16 protein-coding genes and 1 CRISPR repeat array are annotated in these 19,395 nt (G+C 46.1%); of the genes, 12 read left to right on the plus strand and 4 right to left on the minus strand.

Going from position 1 to position 19,395, the window contains the following annotated elements; all coding sequences use genetic code 11:
- The first annotated feature begins 277 nt into the window (after positions 1–277).
- The 9 genes from ACLTOQ_RS02730 to ACLTOQ_RS02770 all read left to right on the plus strand — a co-directional run bounded on the left by ACLTOQ_RS02730 (position 278) and on the right by ACLTOQ_RS02770 (position 11,458).
- Positions 278–742 (plus strand): DUF3990 domain-containing protein, encoded by a 465-nt coding sequence (locus tag ACLTOQ_RS02730; RefSeq protein WP_412318668.1) that lies wholly within the window; start codon positions 278–280, stop codon positions 740–742.
- Positions 726–1,166, plus strand: coding sequence for a hypothetical protein (locus tag ACLTOQ_RS02735; protein ID WP_412318669.1), 441 nt, complete (start codon positions 726–728; stop codon positions 1,164–1,166). Before ACLTOQ_RS02730 ends, ACLTOQ_RS02735 begins: the two co-directional genes overlap by 17 nt.
- Positions 1,167–1,184: 18 nt before the next feature.
- Positions 1,185–1,844, plus strand: a complete 660-nt coding sequence (cas5c, locus tag ACLTOQ_RS02740; protein WP_412318759.1) for a type I-C CRISPR-associated protein Cas5c — start codon at positions 1,185–1,187, stop codon at positions 1,842–1,844.
- Complete coding sequence (cas8c, locus tag ACLTOQ_RS02745) at positions 1,841–3,574, plus strand: type I-C CRISPR-associated protein Cas8c/Csd1 (RefSeq protein WP_412318671.1); 1,734 nt, start codon at positions 1,841–1,843, stop codon at positions 3,572–3,574. Before cas5c ends, cas8c begins: the two co-directional genes overlap by 4 nt.
- Positions 3,575–4,486, plus strand: coding sequence for a type I-C CRISPR-associated protein Cas7/Csd2 (gene cas7c / locus ACLTOQ_RS02750; protein ID WP_412318672.1), 912 nt, complete (start codon positions 3,575–3,577; stop codon positions 4,484–4,486). It abuts the gene before it with no gap.
- Between the two features lie 62 nt (positions 4,487–4,548).
- Positions 4,549–5,214, plus strand: coding sequence for a CRISPR-associated protein Cas4 (gene cas4 / locus ACLTOQ_RS02755; RefSeq protein WP_412318673.1), 666 nt, complete (start codon positions 4,549–4,551; stop codon positions 5,212–5,214).
- Positions 5,211–6,242, plus strand: coding sequence for a type I-C CRISPR-associated endonuclease Cas1c (gene cas1c / locus ACLTOQ_RS02760; protein ID WP_412318674.1), 1,032 nt, complete (start codon positions 5,211–5,213; stop codon positions 6,240–6,242). The genes cas4 and cas1c overlap by 4 nt, the downstream gene beginning before the upstream one ends.
- Positions 6,243–6,250: 8 nt before the next feature.
- Positions 6,251–6,541: a CRISPR-associated endonuclease Cas2 gene (cas2, locus tag ACLTOQ_RS02765; protein WP_118496161.1), complete on the plus strand. Its 291-nt coding sequence runs from the start codon at positions 6,251–6,253 to the stop codon at positions 6,539–6,541.
- A gap of 168 nt (positions 6,542–6,709) precedes the next feature.
- Positions 6,710–9,919: a CRISPR direct-repeat array (repeat unit 32 nt; unit sequence GTCGCTCCCTTCGCGGGAGCGTGGATTGAAAT).
- 171 nt (positions 9,920–10,090) lie between these two features.
- A complete protein-coding gene (locus ACLTOQ_RS02770) occupies positions 10,091–11,458 on the plus strand; it encodes a sodium-dependent transporter (RefSeq protein WP_021914596.1) in 1,368 nt (455 codons plus the stop codon).
- 67 nt (positions 11,459–11,525) lie between these two features.
- Here the strand turns inward: ACLTOQ_RS02770 and ACLTOQ_RS02775 are convergent, their stop codons facing one another.
- Entirely contained in the window at positions 11,526–12,545 is a 1,020-nt protein-coding gene (locus ACLTOQ_RS02775) for a Gfo/Idh/MocA family protein (protein ID WP_021914597.1), read from the minus strand.
- 115 nt (positions 12,546–12,660) lie between these two features.
- On the opposite strand from ACLTOQ_RS02775, the gene ACLTOQ_RS02780 reads away from it, so the two are divergent.
- A complete protein-coding gene (locus ACLTOQ_RS02780; RefSeq protein WP_021914598.1) occupies positions 12,661–13,626 on the plus strand; it encodes a hypothetical protein in 966 nt (321 codons plus the stop codon).
- A gap of 191 nt (positions 13,627–13,817) precedes the next feature.
- Positions 13,818–15,056 carry an aminopeptidase P N-terminal domain-containing protein gene (locus tag ACLTOQ_RS02785; protein WP_021914599.1) on the plus strand — a complete coding sequence of 413 codons (1,239 nt, stop codon included), beginning with the start codon at positions 13,818–13,820 and terminating at the stop codon, positions 15,054–15,056.
- A gap of 240 nt (positions 15,057–15,296) precedes the next feature.
- Here ACLTOQ_RS02785 and ACLTOQ_RS02790 read toward each other — a convergent pair whose 3' ends face one another.
- Together ACLTOQ_RS02790 and ACLTOQ_RS02795 are read right to left on the minus strand one after the other, a co-directional pair.
- Positions 15,297–15,470 (minus strand): hypothetical protein, encoded by a 174-nt coding sequence (locus ACLTOQ_RS02790; RefSeq protein ID WP_262586920.1) that lies wholly within the window; start codon positions 15,468–15,470, stop codon positions 15,297–15,299.
- A 47-nt stretch (positions 15,471–15,517) separates the two neighbouring features.
- A complete protein-coding gene (locus tag ACLTOQ_RS02795; protein ID WP_412318676.1) occupies positions 15,518–16,669 on the minus strand; it encodes a transposase in 1,152 nt (383 codons plus the stop codon).
- Between the two features lie 199 nt (positions 16,670–16,868).
- On the opposite strand from ACLTOQ_RS02795, the gene ACLTOQ_RS02800 reads away from it, so the two are divergent.
- Entirely contained in the window at positions 16,869–18,182 is a 1,314-nt protein-coding gene (locus tag ACLTOQ_RS02800) for an alanine/glycine:cation symporter family protein (RefSeq protein WP_021914600.1), read from the plus strand.
- Here ACLTOQ_RS02800 and ACLTOQ_RS02805 read toward each other — a convergent pair whose 3' ends face one another.
- Complete coding sequence (locus ACLTOQ_RS02805) at positions 18,183–19,070, minus strand: YitT family protein (protein ID WP_021914601.1); 888 nt, start codon at positions 19,068–19,070, stop codon at positions 18,183–18,185. It lies immediately after the preceding gene.
- Positions 19,071–19,395 lie beyond the last annotated feature (325 nt).

Below are 19,395 nucleotides of genomic sequence, written 5' to 3' on the forward strand. Positions count from 1 at the left end.
AATCAACTTCTGTTCCGCATCGCTTGGTTCACATGGTGTGAAAAAATATTTTTTCAATCCCCAATTCCGTGTCATTGTAAATGGCAGGAAAAGACGATGTTTATTATATAATAGTTATTCCATATAATCCAGTGTAAATATTTTTATAGAAACTTCAATATATTTTCCCACAACTAATGAAAACATTGTTGCATTATATAAAACAGTATAGTATAGTGGAAATATAAAGAAAAGGACAGTGAGAAAAACGATAGTTTTTATAAAAAGGGGAACAGAGATGGTTTTATATCATGGGAGTAAAGAAATCGTGGAATATCCCGAAATTCGAAAAGCACGATTTCAAAAAGATTTCTATTTTGGATTTTACTGTACACTATATGCAGAGCAGGCGAAGCGTTGGGCAACCAGATACGGTGATGGGTACATCAATAAATATGAATATGTACCAAGCAGTACTTTGAATTGTTTGTATTTTGAAGAGATGACGGAAGAATGGCTGGATTTTATTGTGGCATGTCGTAGAGGAATTCCACACAAATATGATATTGTGGAAGGACCGATGGCAGATGATACGATTTACAATTATATCCAGAACTATCTGGATGGCAAAATTTCGAGAGCCGCATTTTGGGAACTGGCAAAGTTTAAATATCCGACGCATCAAATCAGTTTTCATACGATTTCAGCGCTGGATACATTGACATTTGTAGGAAGCGAGGCCGTGTATGAGGACAAAAAATAATAATGATTTATTTTATATATGCAGCTTGATCGAATACATCGGAAGGAAAACGAAACAGCCTCGGAAAAAAGTAGCAGATTATCTGGGAAGAAAGCATATTCATCGGATTTACGAACATGCAGATGTGTTTCATTGTGAACCAATTGAAAAGGTGGCAGAAGAATTGATTGAAGAATGCAATATTCCGAAGGGCAGCTTTGATAATGTGGGAGCATGCAGATATACAGTACCGGATTATTGGGATATCGGAGAAGTGTATGAACGGCTGATTGAAGATTCCTATTCTGATCAGGATATTGAGAAAGGGCTTTGGCAGGTATATCATTCCTGGATAGATTCCAGCATTTCTGATTATAATACGGATTTTTACTATCAATCGAGAGACTATCTGGCAGCCTGCTATCAGGATGGTTCGATATTATAGATGAAAAGGGGTGATAAAATGGGCATGGGTGTAAAAGTCAGAGTATGGGGACCATATGCGCTCTTCTCAAGACCAGAGATGAAAGTGGAACGGTGTTCTTACGATGTAATGACGCCATCTGCTGCAAGAGGAATTCTGGAAGCGATTTACTGGCATCCGGGGCTTCGATGGGTGATCGACAAAATTCAGGTAAACAAACCAATCCGGTTTACCAGCGTTCGGAGAAATGAAGTGAAAAGCAAAATTTCTGCCAGCAATGTGCTTCAGGCATATAACGGAGCGGATAAGGAATTGTATTTGAGTACAAAAGAGGAAATTGTACAGCGGGCATCTTTATTGCTGTGTGATGTGGAATATGTCATTGAAGCACATTTTGAAATGACGGAACAGGCAAATAAAACAGACAATCCAGGTAAGTTCAAGGATATCATGATGCGCCGTTTAAAGCGCGGAGAATGCTATCACATGCCGTATTTTGGATGCCGGGAATTCCCGGCACATTTCGAATTATGTGAAGAGGAAACTACATCCTGTTATGCTGTTGTTCCGGAAAAGGATCTCGGTTTTATGCTATACGACATGGATTACTCTGATCCGAACGATATTCAGCCGATGTTCTTTCGGGCGGTGATGAGAAACGGTGTTCTTGATCTGAGAGACTGTGAGGTGATTCGGTGATTTTACAGGCACTTGCAAAGGAATATGAAAGTCTGGCAGAGCAGGGAAAAGTATCGCAGCCGGGGTGGTGTCAGGCAAAAGTTTCCTATGAAATCAATTTGTATGCGGATGGACGAATCAAACAAATTATCTGCTTGAAGCAGGAAAAAGAAGTTGGGAAAAAGAAGGTTTTTATTCCCAAAACGATGAAAGTACCGCAGATGGTCACTCGATCTTCCGGGGTGGCGGCAAATTTTCTGTGTGATAACTCAAAATATCTGTTAGGAATTGATGCAGAAGGGACTTCTGGGTGGATCATGGACCGTTTTCTGGCAGCAAAGGAAAAACACCTTTCTGTTTTGGAAGGAACAGATGGCATAATGGCGCAGGCAGTCCGCGGTTTTTTTAAAAATTGGAACCCGGAAAATGCTCAGGAATGTCCGGAGCTGAAAGAGCAATGGGAAGGAATTACAGATGGCGGGAATCTTGTTTTTGGAATGAACGAATTCTATGCACAGGATGATCCGGAAATCCAGAAAAAGTGGAACGCAAGTCAGTCTGAGACAGAGGAGGAAACGTCAGGAATTTGTCTTGTAACCGGAAATTATGGACCGATCTCCAGAATTCACAGATTCATTAAAGGGGTTCCAGGGGCACAGTCGAGCGGCGCAGCACTGGTGTCTTTTAATGCACCTGCATTTGAATCTTACGGAAAAGAACAAAGCTACAATGCGCCGGTTGGAAAGTATGCAGAGTTTGCGTATACGACAGCTTTAAATTACCTGCTGGGACAGGAAGACTACCGATTTCAGCTTGGTGATACAAGAGTGGTATTCTGGGCAGAAAGTGGTGAAGAGGCATATCAGGATTTTTTTGCTTCTTTTCTGGAGCCCAAATCGGATAATGAGGAAATTCTGAAAGCCGTTTTTGCAGGATTGAAAAAACAGAAATATCTCGATCTGGATCAGTTCGAATTGAATCCAAATCAAAAGTTTTATATCCTTGGGCTTGCACCGAACGCGGCTCGTTTATCGGTTCGTTTCTTTTATGAAGATTCTTTTGAAAATATTTTGAAACATCTTGCAGAACATTATCAGCGGATTGAAATTGTAAAGCCGGTATGGGAACAGAATAGTTATCTTGGAATCCGGGCCATGCTTGCGGAAACAGTGAATCAAAAAGCAAAGGATAAAAATCCGATTTCGAATATGGCGTCTATGGTGCTGCAGGCAATCCTTGCAGGAAATCGATATCCGGCAAGTTTGTATACGGACACGATGATCCGCATCAGGGCGGAGCAGGGAAACGTCACCTGGAAAAAAGCTGCGATCCTCAAAGCGTATTTGATTCAAAACTACCATTTGGAAAAGGGGGAACATTATATGGGATTAAATGAGGGATGTACGCAAGAAGCATATGTTTTAGGAAGGCTGTTTGCTGTGTTGGAAGCGATTCAGATGGACGCCAATCCGGGAATTAAAGCAACAATCCGGGATCGGTATTTTAACTCTGCGTGTGCGACACCGGCAATTGTTTTTCCGATATTGTTCAAATTAGAAAACAGCCATATTAAAAAGCTGGAACGGAATAATCCGAGTGCAAAAATATATTATGAAAAGCAAATTATGGAAATTATGGGGAAACTCGGAGAAAAAATGTCGAACCGTCTGACATTGGAAGATCAGGGACAATTTGATCTGGGATATTATCATCAGATGCAGAAAAAATATGAAAAGCGGGAGGAAAAGTAAATGAGCGAAGCGATCAAAAACAGATATGAGTTTGTAGTATTGTTTGATGTGGAAAATGGAAATCCGAACGGTGATCCTGATGCAGGAAATATGCCGCGTATTGATCCGGAAAGTGGTCTCGGTCTTGTGACAGATGTTTGTCTGAAACGAAAGATCAGAAATTATGTGGAAACAGTAAAAGAGGAGGAGCCGGGGTTCCAGATTTATATCCGTGAAGACGTACCGTTGAACCGAAGCGATAGAACCGCATGCGAGAGCCTTGGAATCCATGAGACAGATGAAAAAAAAGTGACGGATGGATTAAAAAAGCTGAAAAAGAACGATCCGGATGCAGATCTGAAAATTCGGGATTATATGTGCCAGAATTTTTATGATATCAGAACTTTTGGTGCGGTTATGACAACATTTGTGAAAGCATCGCTGAATTGCGGGCAGGTAAGGGGTCCTGTGCAGATTGGCTTTGCCAGAAGCATTGATCCGATTATCAGTCAGGAAGTAACGATTACGAGAGTTGCGATTACGACAGAAAAAGACGCGGAAAATAAGAGCACGGAAATGGGCAGAAAAAGCATTGTGCCCTATGGATTATATCGTGCAGAGGGATATGTTTCTGCAAATCTTGCCAGAAAGGTAACCGGATTTTCTGAGGAAGATCTGGAGCTTTTATGGGAAGCAATTATCAACATGTTTGAAAATGATCATTCTGCGGCAAGAGGAAAGATGGCGGTGCGGGAACTGATTATTTTCAAACACAGCAAGGAGCTGGGAGATTGTCCCGCATATAAGTTATTTGATGCAGTGGAAGTAAAGAAAAACGACGATATTATTTATCCCAGAAACTATAAAGATTATACAGTTAAAATTCATCAGGATCAGATACCGGAATCTGTTGAAGTGACAAGAAGAGCATAGTAATCAGGAAGCAGAAAAAGGCACACTTTGTTTGAAATGCGTTGAAAAAGAGGTGTCGTATAATGGAATATGCGGAAGACGATTATTTGATGATATCCGGTATCCAGCATTTTAAATTTTGCAGGAGACAATGGGCATTGATTCATGTGGAACAGCAATGGGCAGAAAATGAACATACTGTCATTGGAGAGCTGATGCACAAAAAGGCGCATGATCCATATCTGACGGAAAAGCGGAAAGATTTGCTTGTGGTAAGGGCATTGCCGGTCAGTTCCAGAACGATGGGAGTCAGTGGCGAATGCGATATTGTAGAATTTCGGAAATGTGAAGATGGAGTGAAACTGCACGGACACAGGGGATTTTACAGTATTTATCCGATAGAGTATAAAAAAGGGAAACCAAAATATTCAGAGGAGGATATCTTACAGCTGACAGCGCAGGCAATGTGTTTGGAAGAAATGTTTTCGACAACAGTAACGGAAGGGGCAATTTTTTACGGAGAAACCAGAAGACGTGAAGTAGTTGTAATTACGGAAGAACTGAAAAATGAGGTTTGTCAGACATTTGAGGAAATGCATCAATATTATGACAGACGGTATACGCCGAAAGTAAAATACAGCAAAGCATGCGCTTCCTGTTCTCTGAAGGAAATATGCCTTCCAAAGCTCGAAAAAGCCGGATCGGTAAAGGAATATCTGAAACGGGCGCTGGAGGAGGAACCGGGATGAAAAAACTGCTCAATACATTGTACGTTACTTCGGAAAATAGCTACCTTGGATTGGATGGAGAAAATATTGTTGTTTTTGAAGAACAGAAGGAGATTGGAAGGCTGCCGTTGCATAATCTTGAGGGAATTGTTTCTTTTGGTTACAGAGGGACAAGCCCAGCGCTTATGGGCGCTTGTGTAGACCGAAATATTTCCTTGTGTTACCTTACACCACAGGGGAAATTCTTAGCTCGGGTGACTGGAAAAGTAAGAGGAAATGTTATTTTACGAAAACAGCAGTATGATACAGGAAAAGATGAGGAAAAGAGTCTTACAATTGCAAAAACTTGTATTCTTGGAAAAGTATACAATTCGCGCTGGGTTCTGGAACGGGCAGTCCGGGATCATGCAATGCAGATTGATGCGGAAAAGGTAAAAGCAGCATCAATGCAATTAAAAGCTTCCCTGGAGCGGATTCAAAACTGTACATCCAAGGATCAGTTAAGAGGATATGAAGGGGAAGCTGCCAGCATTTATTTTGGTGTATTCAATGAATTGATTCTGCAGCAGAAAAAGGATTTTCAGTTTCAGGGACGAACAAAACGTCCTCCAATGGATACGGTTAATGCGATGCTTTCTTTTGCCTATACACTTTTGACGAATCAGATCATGTCTGCTCTGGAATGTGTTGGCTTAGATCCCTGTGTCGGATATCTGCATACAGAACGTCCGGGAAGAAGTTCACTGGCATTGGATATGGTTGAAGAACTTCGCTCTGTAATGGCAGATCGGTTTGTATTATCTCTTATTAATAAGAAGATTATTAGCGGAAAAAACTTTACAAAAAAAGAAAATGGTGTAGTTTTGATGGATGATGAGCTGCGGAAAAAGTTTTTGACAGAATGGCAAAATAGAAAAAAGGAAGTTATTACACATCCGTATCTTAGGGAAAAAGTGGAGTGGGGAATGGTTCCCTATGTGCAGGCAATGCTCCTTGCCCGATATTTACGCGGAGACCTGGACGAATATCCTGTTTTTCTCTGGAAATGAGGTGACAAATGCTTGTACTGATCACATATGATGTGAACACAGAAACAGCAGCTGGTAAAACAAGACTGCGGAAGGTTGCTAAACAATGCGTCAACTATGGAAGAAGGGTTCAGAATTCTGTATTTGAATGCATTTTGGATAACGCTCAGTGCATCGCACTGAAAGCACTTCTGACAGATATTATCGACAGCAAAGTAGACAGTCTGCGCTTTTATTATCTTGGTAATAAATACGAGACGAAAGTGGAGCATGTCGGGGTCGAAAAAGGTATTGCTGCCGATCAGGTCTTGCTCCTCTAAAAAACTGGTGCGAACAGGAAGTGCATATGAATTCTTATGGAGATTCGCACCTGAAAAATTATGAAATAACATTTATTAATTTATTTTTTTAAAACAGGAGCTATATTTTATTGGTGAGATGAAATAAAGAATAGCCGTACTGCAAGCGAAAAGATGTTAATAAATGCTGTCGCTCCCTTCGCGGGAGCGTGGATTGAAATCATCATACCGTCAAATGCTTCAGATGCAATTTGAGCGTCGCTCCCTTCGCGGGAGCGTGGATTGAAATGTTCCCGCCCTTGAGAATCGGCGGCGTTTCCTCCGTCGCTCCCTTCGCGGGAGCGTGGATTGAAATTGTAGGATGTTTGTCTGGGCTGCCATGTTGTAGGTCGCTCCCTTCGCGGGAGCGTGGATTGAAATATCTGGGTATTTTTGTGCCTCAACGGAAAAATAGTCGCTCCCTTCGCGGGAGCGTGGATTGAAATATTTAGTACGTCCCATGCGCCGCCGGTTTGAGGGTCGCTCCCTTCGCGGGAGCGTGGATTGAAATTCTGCCAAATCCAGTTGATATAATTTGTCACAGACGTCGCTCCCTTCGCGGGAGCGTGGATTGAAATGTCCTTTGCGTCCTGCATCATACCCAGGACTATCTGTCGCTCCCTTCGCGGGAGCGTGGATTGAAATATCCACGCCGCACATCAGCGCATAGTCGTCGTAGTCGCTCCCTTCGCGGGAGCGTGGATTGAAATTGCCCGGTGGGCTTATACACATACTGCATAGGGCGTCGCTCCCTTCGCGGGAGCGTGGATTGAAATTTTTTGCTTTATTTTTTTGTTACCCTATCCCAGTCGTCGCTCCCTTCGCGGGAGCGTGGATTGAAATCTGATATTATTGTTCCGGTTAGAGTAAGTTCTAAGTCGCTCCCTTCGCGGGAGCGTGGATTGAAATTTGAAAATCTATTAAAGGAGGTAAAAGAGGTGGATGTCGCTCCCTTCGCGGGAGCGTGGATTGAAATCAGCGTCCCTGGGTCGGCTAGAATGTCTATTGCGTCGCTCCCTTCGCGGGAGCGTGGATTGAAATCACGCTCTCGCCTGTCTGATATTGCGTGAACTCAGTCGCTCCCTTCGCGGGAGCGTGGATTGAAATACGTCTTTTGCTTTTTCAATCATTGTGAATTTTGTCGCTCCCTTCGCGGGAGCGTGGATTGAAATGATTGTTGCGCTCTTGCTATCACTTGCAGCAATCCTGTCGCTCCCTTCGCGGGAGCGTGGATTGAAATAGCTCTTCCTGTGCACCTTTTACTTTTTCAACATCGTCGCTCCCTTCGCGGGAGCGTGGATTGAAATCTCGTCTCTGTCTATTTTTTGTCCCAAAAGAGAGGTCGCTCCCTTCGCGGGAGCGTGGATTGAAATGTCTGGAATATCGGCGAAAACATGGGGACGCATGTCGCTCCCTTCGCGGGAGCGTGGATTGAAATTTCTTCTATTCCATCCGGGATCTGCATGAAATAGCTGTCGCTCCCTTCGCGGGAGCGTGGATTGAAATCTCTACATTTTCCAACATAATTACTCTCGGTCGGGTCGCTCCCTTCGCGGGAGCGTGGATTGAAATTCATATGCCCTAACAGCTTTTCTCTGTGCCTCTGGTCGCTCCCTTCGCGGGAGCGTGGATTGAAATCGACGGATTCGAAGTACTTTTTGATGATTCCAGCGTCGCTCCCTTCGCGGGAGCGTGGATTGAAATTTTCATTGAGGTTGTGCTGCCGAATGGTGCTAGGACGTCGCTCCCTTCGCGGGAGCGTGGATTGAAATAATGCAGAGAAGCTGTATTGGAATTACTGGTTACGTCGCTCCCTTCGCGGGAGCGTGGATTGAAATGTCGCATGCTTCCATGATGTCGTAAAGATCTTCGTCGCTCCCTTCGCGGGAGCGTGGATTGAAATTAAAGAATCCAGTATTTATGCGGGTTCTGCGCCGGTCGCTCCCTTCGCGGGAGCATGGATTGAAATCGACGTATCAAATGCGGCTTATGCAGGAAATGCCGTCGCTCCCTTCGCGGGAGCGTGGATTGAAATCTTCCGCGCCTCACACACTGCCCCGATTTCTACGTCGCTCCCTTCGCGGGAGCGTGGATTGAAATAGCGTCAACCTGCATAACCTCGTCCAATGCTCTCGCGTCGCTCCCTTCGCGGGAGCGTGGATTGAAATTTGATACAATTGTTACTGTAACTGATGTATTTTGTCGCTCCCTTCGCGGGAGCGTGGATTGAAATAATACAGTGCGAGGAAGAGGGCTATCCCAGCAAGGTCGCTCCCTTCGCGGGAGCGTGGATTGAAATTACCGGAATAGACGCATACAAAGACGTGCGTTCTGGTCGCTCCCTTCGCGGGAGCGTGGATTGAAATGATCACTTTGTAAATCAGCTGTATTTGTTAGCAAGTCGCTCCCTTCGCGGGAGCGTGGATTGAAATATTGTGGGAAATGCGATCTGCGGATGATTGCAACGTCGCTCCCTTCGCGGGAGCGTGGATTGAAATATTAGTGCCGTGATGGCATCCCACCGCTCAACTTGTCGCTCCCTTCGCGGGAGCGTGGATTGAAATTAATGATATTAAGAAAACAATAGAAAATGGTTATAGTCGCTCCCTTCGCGGGAGCGTGGATTGAAATCGCTCTAGCGTTTAGGCTTTAAAGCCAAAAAATAGTCGCTCCCTTCGCGGGAGCGTGGATTGAAATGGCTATGAATACAATCGAGAAGCCGAAAAAGATGTCGCTCCCTTCGCGGGAGCGTGGATTGAAATGTCCAGAAGAACTTCCACAACGATAAGTCCGATGAGTCGCTCCCTTCGCGGGAGCGTGGATTGAAATAGATCTTCCACACAAACCAGGTCGTAGGCATTGGGTCGCTCCCTTCGCGGGAGCGTGGATTGAAATATAAAAATGAGATGGGTTTTATCAAGGCATTCGTGTCGCTCCCTTCGCGGGAGCGTGGATTGAAATTATCTATTGTAATAAGTTTAAAGTGTATTTTATGTCGCTCCCTTCGCGGGAGCGTGGATTGAAATTAGTTATAGAAAGAAGAAAAAGAGGTAAACAGAAGTCGCTCCCTTCGCGGGAGCGTGGATTGAAATGGCAACAGCCCGGAAGAGTTTTATCAGGAGGTTAGTCGCTCCCTTCGCGGGAGCGTGGATTGAAATCAGGCATCAAGGGAGATGTAGACCTTGACATGGCAGTCGCTCCCTTCGCGGGAGCGTGGATTGAAATTCTCAAGGAGCCGATGCGCATCTTCCCGGGAAGCTCGTCGCTCCCTTCGCGGGAGCGTGGATTGAAATACGCGCAGTTTTACTGGTAGTGTACAATAAACACTGTCGCTCCCTTCGCGGGAGCGCGGATTAAAATGTTAAAATTTATATAAGAGAATATTCACAAAAGAGAATATAAATGATCAGAAAAACACATCATCTAAAAATTTACATAAATGCATAAAAATACTCCGAAAATTTAGGAATCCTTTTTGATGAAAGTATGGTATAGTAAAAACGTATTTCACAAAAAGGAGAGAAACTGAAAATGGAACATAACAAAAGAAGCAGCTTTTCCGGCAAACTCGGATATGTCCTGTCGGCTGCGGGAGCATCTGTCGGGCTGGGAAATATCTGGAGATTTCCGTATCTGGCAGCAAAGTACGGAGGCGGCATTTTCCTGCTGATTTATATTTTGCTGGCGTTGACCTTCGGCTATACCATGATTGTAGCGGAAACCGCGATTGGGCGCATGACGAAAAAGAGCCCGGTCGGAGCCTTTTCCTCTTTCGGCAAATCGAAATGGCTGTCTGCAGGCGGCTGGATCAATGCGATCATTCCTGTGCTGATCGTACCGTATTATTCCGTAATCGGTGGCTGGGTCATCAAATATCTGGTTGAATATATCAAAGGAAATGGTCAGAAGCTGGCAGCAGACGGCTATTTTTCCGATTTTATTTCAAACGGAGCATCTACGGAAATTTGTTTTACGGTATTTGCGCTGTTTACGCTGGCGATCATTTATGCGGGTGTGCGTAACGGAATCGAGCGCGTATCGAAATTCATGATGCCGATTCTGATCGTGTTGTCCGTGATTATTGCAATTTATTCGGTAACGCGTCCGGGTGCATTGGAAGGCGTGAAATATTTTCTGGTACCGAATGTGAAGAATTTTTCCTGGATGACTGTGGTTGCGGCGATGGGACAGATGTTTTATTCCCTGTCGATTGCTATGGGAATTTTGATCACGTTTGGATCCTATATGAAAAAGGACGTATCGATTGAAGATTCGACGAGAAATGTAGAAGTATTCGATACAGCCATCGCAATTATGGCGGGTCTGATGATCATCCCGGCAGTATTTGCCTTTTCCGGCGGAGATCCAGAGACGCTGCAGGCAGGGCCTGCGCTGATGTTTATTACGATTCCGAAAGTGTTTGCAAGCATGGGATTTGGAACAGTAGCTGGAATTTTATTCTTCGTACTCGTGTTATTTGCAGCGATCACAAGCTCGATTGCACTGACAGAGAGTGCAGTGTCTACCTTTGAGGATGAGCTTCACTGGGGACGCAGGAAGGCAGTTGTTTTGGTTGGCGTGATCATGCTGGGTCTGGGGACTTTATCCTGTATGGGATACGGTCCGTTGTCCTGGGTAAAGCTGATCGGAATGCAGTTTCTGGATTTCTTTGATTTTCTGACAAACTCTGTTATGATGCCGATCGCAGCAATTGCGACCTGTCTGCTCGTGTCGAAAGTAGTTGGAACAAAAAGCATCGAAGAAGAAGTTATGCACGGCGAGAGCGCATTTCGGAGAAAGAAGATTTTTAACGTGATGATTCGGTATTTATGCCCGATCTTTGCGACGATCATTTTGATCAGCTCCGTGGCAAATGCATTTGGGTGGATTTCAATGTAAAAAGAAAGGTACATTTTACCGCCGCTTATGGTGGAGAAGGCTCTTTCCGGAATAAAAACGGCAGACCTCAGTGGTCTGCCGGAAAAAGAATTTTTTGTTGCCTGCGGACGGTGTCCATGATTTCGAGCTCGAGGCAGGATGCCTTCAGCCAGGAATGACGGATAAGGGAAGGAATCCCATCCGTTGAGTCATTTTCCAGCGCCTGCTGCAGCTGGTCGATTAAGCGGACAAATTCAGCTGCTTCGTAGACCATGTTGTTGGAAACAGCTGGAATGTTCGGATTTTCGGTATGACCGTCTCGAAACAGGAGCGTGAGCTGCTGTGGATCCTGAATTTTATCGATCAGCAGGGTCGCGGCTTCTCCCTGAATCTGGGACGGCAGATACGAATCCGAGATTTTGGAATACCGGAGCGTTGCCTGCATATCCGGGTACTGTAAAAGAACCGTGCCGGCGCCTTCGAAGCCGTTGGATAAGAAAATGCTGCTGCTCTGAATCGAAGCCGGCATGCCAAACAGGGAGACGAGCGGATGGACACAGTAAACGCCGATGTCCATCAGGGCAGCGTTGGAAAGTGCAGGATGGAAAGCGTTTTCGATGATCCCCTCTTTGAAATGGTCATAGCGGCTGGAATATTTACAGAAAGAAAAATCCACCTGCCGGATTGTTCCAAGCACAGGCAGCAGGGAACGGATCGCTGCAAAACCAGGAGAAAAGACAGAGCGCATGGCTTCGAGCAGAATGACCTGATTTTTTATGGCAGTGTTATACATCTGTTGAAATTCCGAAGCATTGGAGGCGATCGGCTTTTCACAGAGCACATGCTTGTGGTGTTGCATCATCAGGATGCTCTGGGCCGCATGGCAGAAATTGGGGCTGGCGATGTAGACTGCGTCGATCTGGTCTGAGTCAGCCAGCGCCTCCAGAGAATCAAAGACAAGCGAAACGTTATTTTTTTGTGCATACTCCTGCGCCCGCGCAAGCGTTCTGGAATAGACAGCGCAGAGCTTGAAATCAGGCAGTGTAGAGGCTGCCTGGAGAAATTTATCGGTAATGGTGTTTGTGCCGATTACAGCGAAACGGATCATGTGGAAGCCCTCCTATATTATCAGGTACTATCAGTATAAGGCAGGAATGCAGGAAGCTTCAATTCTTTTTTTGACGGACATCCCGAAATAGAGCAGCTATGGAAAGGAGCGGATTATGAAAAAGTTTTTCATCGGACTGGGAATATTTTTTGTGCTTGCGGGAATTGTGTTCTGCGCAGCTGATATGAAAGATACGAGTGCGCGTGCGCAGGCACTTTATGACGCACCGGTTGTCACTATGCAGGATCTGGAGGAATGGAAAAATCAGGACACGCAGCAGGAAGTTGTGGTGACGCAGATTCCACTGACCGGCGATCTGGTTTCCGATCCGAGAAAGTTTCTGGATGGGCAGTTTTATTATCTGAAAGTGGAAAAATGGGTCTATCAGAAAGAAGAGGATGAGGATTCTTCCGGCTGGGAAAAAGAGGATGGTGGCAGCTATACAGTCCGGGGGGATCACGTCGCAGCTGCATTGGACGATCAGACAGAGCTGACGGAGGATAATGTTCGCGGTCTGGAATGGTTTGACGAATTTTACCCGGGCGGAAAAAATGGAGACACCCGTTATCAGATCTGGGGACTGGGAGAGGATGCGCAGCTGACGGCGGTAGCGCTTGTCGGAAACGGTGAAGTGACGGTGCAGAAGCCGTCCGAGGGACACGCATATCTCTATTTTTACGGGACAGAAGATGATTTTTATCAGTATGTGGAGGATTTCGTTGAAGGCGACAGCTTCCTGCTGCTGATTGTTGGATGTTTTTTAGCGGCGATCTGTTTTGGAATCGCGTGGTTGTTAAGAGGACACAAAGCCTCCGGCAACATTTTTATTATGTGTGCAGCGTCTGTGGTGGCCCAGAAGCAGGCGTATCAGCAATTGAACGATGTAGAAAAACTGCGGTTCTGGGGACTGAAAATCGCGGCTATTCCGTTGGAAATCGGCGGATTTGCGGCGATTTGGATGCATTCGGACAGTACATTATGGATTGTGGTCGGAACGGTGCTTCTGATTTTTGGAGTCGCGGCATGGATGGGTTCGTCTGCGTCGGACGAGAATCTGGAGGAGCTGGAAGAGAACGACTGAACGGAGGATTTATCCAATACATGAAAGAAGCGGGATCGCGTTTGCGCCTACAAAGTGCATGACGCGAGGGCGTCTGCAAAATGTAGGAAAAGATTGAAAAATGAAATTTTTCAATCACGAGATTTGTGTCTGCGCGCACTTGACACAAACTCGGCATGCGCAAAAAGCGTGCGCAGAAATGAGAGGGAAGGATGAATTTTTTAAAAAGAAGACAGCAGCTGTTCGATCAGATGGAGGAAAATGCTGCACTGATTTTATTTTCTGGAATTGAAACACATGTGAGCGCGGACGAGTACGCGCCGTTTGAGGCGAACCGCAACTTCTTTTATCTGACGGGATTGCGCCGGGAGCGGATGATCCTGCTCATGAAAAAGACGAAACGCGATCCGAAGGAAATCCTATTTATAGAAGAGGCTGACCCGACGCAGGAGCGCTGGTATGGCAGGAAGGTGACGGTCGATGAGGCAAAAGAGATCAGTCAGATCGAAGATGTGCGTTTCCTGGAAAGCTTTGACGGGGTGTTCGATATGATGATGACCCGCGAGGATGTCAAAAGCCTGTATTTTGACTGTTATCGCCATCAGCAAGAGGATCTGCCGGATTACAATGCGGTAAAGGCGAAGGAATACGCGGCGCTGTATCCGGGACATCCGATCAGAAATCTGTTCCCGTATGTGGCGCAGATGCGGATGCAGAAGGATGCAGACGAGGTCGCACAGCTCAAAACGGCGATCGAAATCACCGACAATGCACTGCAGTATGTGATGAAGCATTTGGAGCCGGGCATGGCGGAATATCAGGCACAGGCGGATTTTGAATATCAGATCATGTATCAGGGTGCGGATGGAACTTCGTTCCCGACGATTGCCGGAAGCGGTGCAAACGGTACAATGCTGCACTACGAAACCAACCGGGATATCTGCGAGGACGGCACGCTGCTGTTGATGGATCTGGGCGCAAAATATCAGGGCTACTGTGCGGACATCACGAGAACCTATCCGGTAAACGGGCATTTTACGCAGCAGCAGAGGGCGGTTTATGAGGTCGTTTTGGAAGCAAACCGGACGATCGCAAAAACGGCAAGGCCCGGCATGACGCTTCGGGAGTTGAATGACGTCTGCAAAAAGGTGCTGGCGGAGGGATGTATCCGTCTCGGTCTGATTGAAAACGAGGAGGAGATCGGCACTTACTACATGCACAGCGTATCCCATCATCTTGGAATCGACGTGCACGATGTCAACACGCTGGAGAACGATAAGCTGCTTCCCGGAATGGTCATCAGCGACGAACCGGGTCTGTACATCGATGAATGGGAAATCGGCATCCGAATCGAGGACGACCTTCTGATTACGGAGGACGGATGCGAAGTCCTTTCGGAGCAGATTATCCGCGACCCGGATGAAATCGAAGGGTTCATGCAGAATCGATGACACGCATTTATTCATCGTATAGGAAACTTCGTTTCCTATACGATGAATACGATGAATAAACGCTCCGCGCGGATCGCACTGCAGCGGAATGGAAGAATGTCGCTTGCGCGACCTGCCGCAGGCGGAGAATCCTGCTTCGCAGGATTCTTTTTTACTTTATAGGAAAGACCGCCTACGGCGATCTCTTGAATTGAAAAAGGCCCGCACGGAGGCGGGCACAACAAGCAGACGATAGATGGCTTAGAAGATATAAAAACCTTCTTCACCAAAACCGTCATCAAGTTCATCATCATTTAAGAAATAGTCCATATCCAGAAGTGCATCCTCGCTCATAATGCGAATGTCCTGGGATGTCATACCTTCCGGCGGATTATCCATGTATTTTTTACGCAGTGCCTCGATATCTGGTTTCATGGTGTTCATCCTCCTTTTAGAGGATTATAACATAAGAATCGAGAAAATCATGCAGAAGAACGCTTTCCACGAGATTTGGACATTACTTTCTCGTACATTTCTTCGAGGGAAACGCGCTGGTGGTTGAAGTATAGTTCTAAGAATTCCATCCTATGCTGGCAGTCAGGGCATACCAAGGGATCATACCCAAAAGAAGACAAAATAGCAGTTCGCCACTGATTAAAGCTGTGGTAGATATGATGTTTGCTTTTGGAAATGGCACGATAGAGTTTGGAATCAATTTCTCGGTGACGTGCATAAATCCCACCATACCGAATCATTTTAAAATGTTTTTCAGGAATGTGGCGAATGAGACGCTGGATGAATTCCATAGCAGGAATCGTTTCTTCTATGTATTGTTCATCCTCATGCCGGTTGTAATGGAAAGTGACCATTTCACCATCGTATTTATCAATTCGGGATGTGGCAATGACAGGGCGACCAAGATAACGCCCAATGTATTTTACAACAATTCTGGGATCGCAGAGGTTGGGTTTGGCATAAACATAAAAACCTTGTTGGTGTTCACGATAACATTTCGCCTTCACTTTTTTGAAAGAAGAACCGATTTTGGATTCCATTTCATTGAGCAGAGCCGTGCGAAAAGCATTGCGTAAAAAAGTGTAATCAAAGTGTTTGACATTACGCCAAACACCATCATCGCTGTAACCACCTTCAGATATGAGGCAGTGGATATGTGGATTCCATTTCAGATCTCTGCCAAAAGTATGTAAAACCATAATAAAACCGGGTGTGAAGTTTTTGGATTTATTCATTTTGTAAAACATACGGGTGATAACGCTGTTTGCAGAGTGAAACAGACAATCGAGTAGAGAACGATCCTTGAGAAAGAATTCACGAAGACTTTTATCGATTGTGAAAACACAATGGCGATGTGTGACATTAACCAGTTTAAAGGACATACTGGTAGTGCGTTCCATGGCATATTTGTTGCCGCAGGTAGGGCAGAAACGGCTATGACAGCGGAAAGGAACAAATTTAAGATTTCCGCAGTGAGGACAGCCGTACATGGCACCACCGAAAGATGGATCACCGCAATGAATCATCTTATCGATATTTTCCATCTCAGTTTTTCTGGGATGAAGAGTATATTCAATTTCTTCATAATAGTCAGTAAAAATCTGTTGTAAAACATTCATAAGACTATTATGCATGAAATAGTAACAAAAAGAAATCCCACCCCTCAAGATTGAGGGGCAGGGGAGTTGAATAGGCGAAGCCTATTTTTTATATATTCATAGAAAAAACATCCTGCGTCATATATTGGAAAAGAAAAAACGACTGTGACAGCCGGGTACCGGAACATGCGGCGAAAGGCTGTCTGAAACGGAAATCAGGATGGAACGATTCAATGACGCGGTGCGGACAGTCTGCGACCTTTTGTGGAATTTTCCAATGCTGGTGCTGCTTGCCGGGACACATTTGTATTTTACAATTCGACTGGGCTTTATTCAAAGGAAGCTGCCGGATGGACTGCGCCGAAGCCTGTCCTCTGCCGGATCAGGAGGGCTGTCACCCTATGAAGCACTGTCAACCGCCCTGGCGGCGACAATCGGAACCGGAAATATCATCGGAATTTCGAGTGCAATTGCGCTCGGAGGACCCGGGGCGGTTTTCTGGTGCTGGATCAGCGGCTTTTTCGGGATGGCGACCTGCTATGCGGAAAGCGTGCTGTCCGCAGCGTGCCGGAAAAAGCGGGCAGACGGAAGCTTTTATGGCGGACCGATGTATGTGATGGAGCAGCTGTTGCACAATCGGCTGCTGGCGGTTCTTTTTTCCGTCTTTACCGTGCTGGCGGCGCTGTGCGTCGGAAGCGGTGTGCAGGCGCATTCCTTGACAGCGGTAATTTCTCGCAGGCTTCCGGTGTCTGTACACTGGATCGGTATCGCAGCGGCGCTTTTGGCGGGCAGCATCCTGATCGGAGGAGCGAAAAAAACGGCGAAGGTTTGTACCTGCCTGGTTCCGGTGATGAGCGTGCTGTACTTGGGTAGCTGTCTGTTTTTGCTGGTAAAAAATGCAGCATGGATTCCGGCGGCGCTTCAGGCGATTTTTGTGTCTGCTTTTTCGAAAAAAGCGGTGATCGGAGGCATTGCAGGGACTGCAGTGAAAATGGCGGTTCGCACCGGAATGGCGAAGGGACTTTTTACAAACGAGGCTGGAATGGGCTCGATGCCGATGACAGCGGCAGCGGCGGAAGGGCTATCTACACGGGATCAGGGGCTGGTTTCGATGACGGGAGTGTTCTGGGATACGCTGGTGATGTGCGCGGTGACGGCGCTTGCAATTTTGAGCGATATGGTAAAAAATGCCGCTCCTTACAGGGCGGCCGCTGTAGATGAATATTGTTTTGTTGCATTTTCGAACCTGCCGGTTGCGGGAGAGGATCTTTTGTCGCTCTGCCTGGTGCTGTTTGCATTTGCGACGATTATCGGCTGGAGCTTTTATGGGGAATGTGCGGCGCGGTATTTGTGGGGCGAGAGAGGTGTAACGGTATTTCAGGTGATTTACATGGTGTTTGTATATCTCGGATCCGTCTGCTCGCTGGAGCTGGTCTGGAACCTGTCGGACCTATGCAATGCCTGCATGGCGGTTCCAAACCTTTGGTGTCTGTGGAAATTGAAAGAGCTGATTGTGGAAAAGACCCGGAACTGATCAGAGGTTCGGGTTCTTTTTATGGATTTTGGTGCTGGTAAAGCCGGAGCCTTTGACCTCGTTTGCATCACTGATGATCAAAAAGGCATGGGGGTCGATTTCCATGACAATCTGATTCAGGGAAGCCATTTCGCGGCGGGAAACGACGGTCATCAGGACGGGCTGATCGGTCTGCAGATAGCCGGTCGTCGCATTTAAAAGGGTGCAGCCGCGGTCAAGACGGGTAAAAATTGCCTGCCGGATTTCTTCATAATGACTGCTGACGATGTCGGCGCGCGCCTGATGGGTGCCGATGACTAAAACCTTGTCCAGCACAAAGGTATAGATCATGACGAGCAAAATGCCGTAAAGACTTTCTTCGATGTCGGAAAAGAACATCTGCAGAATCAGGATGGAAAAATCAAACACATAGAGTGTTGCGGAAACAGGGAGATGGAATAGTTTTTTTAAAATCAGGGGCGGGATGTCCATACCGCCGGTGGATGCGCCTGCACGGATGACAATGCCAATGCCGGCACCGATCATCATTCCGCCGAGGATCGTGCAGAGCATTGCATCCTTCGTCAGGGAGGACAGCGCCGGGAACTGCTGCCAGAATGCGAGCAAGATTGGGTAAAAGAACGTGGACAAAAGTGTAGTCGCGGCAAACTTCCAGCCGAGCACGAAAAGCCCGAGCAAAAAGGTCAGGACATTGAAGCACAGTACGAACGCTGTGATCGGCGTGTGGAACCAGTGCGCAGATGCGAGGGCCAGACCGGTTGTGCCGCCGGTGATGATGCCGGATGGAAGGATAAAGGCGACGACCGCAAGGGAATACAGGGCGTTTCCAAACAGAATCAGGAAAATCCGGAACAGATTTTTTAACGTATGGTGCAGCTTGGGTGACATGGCAGTTTCCTTCTTTCATTGTGATAATACAGTAAAGCGTCAAAAAAAGCGGGATATGTGAACCCCACACATCCCGCTTCCGAAATTTCTTTTTGTATTATAGCGTTCGAATGCAAAAAAGTAAACAGATTATGACTTTGTTATGGAAAAAAGTACAATTTGTGGATATACTGATATCAGGGTCAAAAGGTCGGAAATCCGGGGCAAGTGTGCTTGCAGGAGGTTTTTCGAACTGTTTACTCTGGTACCATAAACAGAATAGAATAAAGATTGAAAAATAGTAACTGTTCCGTAGGTCTGCGCATTTACTGCGCTGACCGTAAGA

The sequence above is a fragment of the Gallintestinimicrobium sp. genome (assembly GCF_046968865.1).
GTDB classification, from domain to species: Bacteria; Bacillota; Clostridia; order Lachnospirales; family Lachnospiraceae; genus Gallintestinimicrobium; species Gallintestinimicrobium propionicum.

What these genes read in the sequence shown, in the direction of transcription:
- cas4 (WP_412318673.1), top strand. Translation starts at nt 4,549, where the DNA reads ATGGAATATGCGGAAGACGATTATTTGATGATATCCGGTATCCAGCAT.
- cas5c (WP_412318759.1), top strand. Translation starts at nt 1,185, where the DNA reads ATGGGCATGGGTGTAAAAGTCAGAGTATGGGGACCATATGCGCTCTTC.
- ACLTOQ_RS02785 (WP_021914599.1), top strand. Translation starts at nt 13,818, where the DNA reads ATGAATTTTTTAAAAAGAAGACAGCAGCTGTTCGATCAGATGGAGGAA.
- ACLTOQ_RS02780 (WP_021914598.1), top strand. Translation starts at nt 12,661, where the DNA reads ATGAAAAAGTTTTTCATCGGACTGGGAATATTTTTTGTGCTTGCGGGA.
- ACLTOQ_RS02795 (WP_412318676.1), bottom strand. Translation starts at nt 16,669, where the DNA reads ATGAATGTTTTACAACAGATTTTTACTGACTATTATGAAGAAATTGAA.
- ACLTOQ_RS02775 (WP_021914597.1), bottom strand. Translation starts at nt 12,545, where the DNA reads ATGATCCGTTTCGCTGTAATCGGCACAAACACCATTACCGATAAATTT.
- ACLTOQ_RS02790 (WP_262586920.1), bottom strand. Translation starts at nt 15,470, where the DNA reads ATGAAACCAGATATCGAGGCACTGCGTAAAAAATACATGGATAATCCG.
- cas2 (WP_118496161.1), top strand. Translation starts at nt 6,251, where the DNA reads ATGCTTGTACTGATCACATATGATGTGAACACAGAAACAGCAGCTGGT.
- cas7c (WP_412318672.1), top strand. Translation starts at nt 3,575, where the DNA reads ATGAGCGAAGCGATCAAAAACAGATATGAGTTTGTAGTATTGTTTGAT.
- ACLTOQ_RS02735 (WP_412318669.1), top strand. Translation starts at nt 726, where the DNA reads ATGAGGACAAAAAATAATAATGATTTATTTTATATATGCAGCTTGATC.
- ACLTOQ_RS02770 (WP_021914596.1), top strand. Translation starts at nt 10,091, where the DNA reads ATGGAACATAACAAAAGAAGCAGCTTTTCCGGCAAACTCGGATATGTC.
- ACLTOQ_RS02800 (WP_021914600.1), top strand. Translation starts at nt 16,869, where the DNA reads ATGGAACGATTCAATGACGCGGTGCGGACAGTCTGCGACCTTTTGTGG.
- ACLTOQ_RS02730 (WP_412318668.1), top strand. Translation starts at nt 278, where the DNA reads ATGGTTTTATATCATGGGAGTAAAGAAATCGTGGAATATCCCGAAATT.
- ACLTOQ_RS02805 (WP_021914601.1), bottom strand. Translation starts at nt 19,070, where the DNA reads ATGTCACCCAAGCTGCACCATACGTTAAAAAATCTGTTCCGGATTTTC.
- cas1c (WP_412318674.1), top strand. Translation starts at nt 5,211, where the DNA reads ATGAAAAAACTGCTCAATACATTGTACGTTACTTCGGAAAATAGCTAC.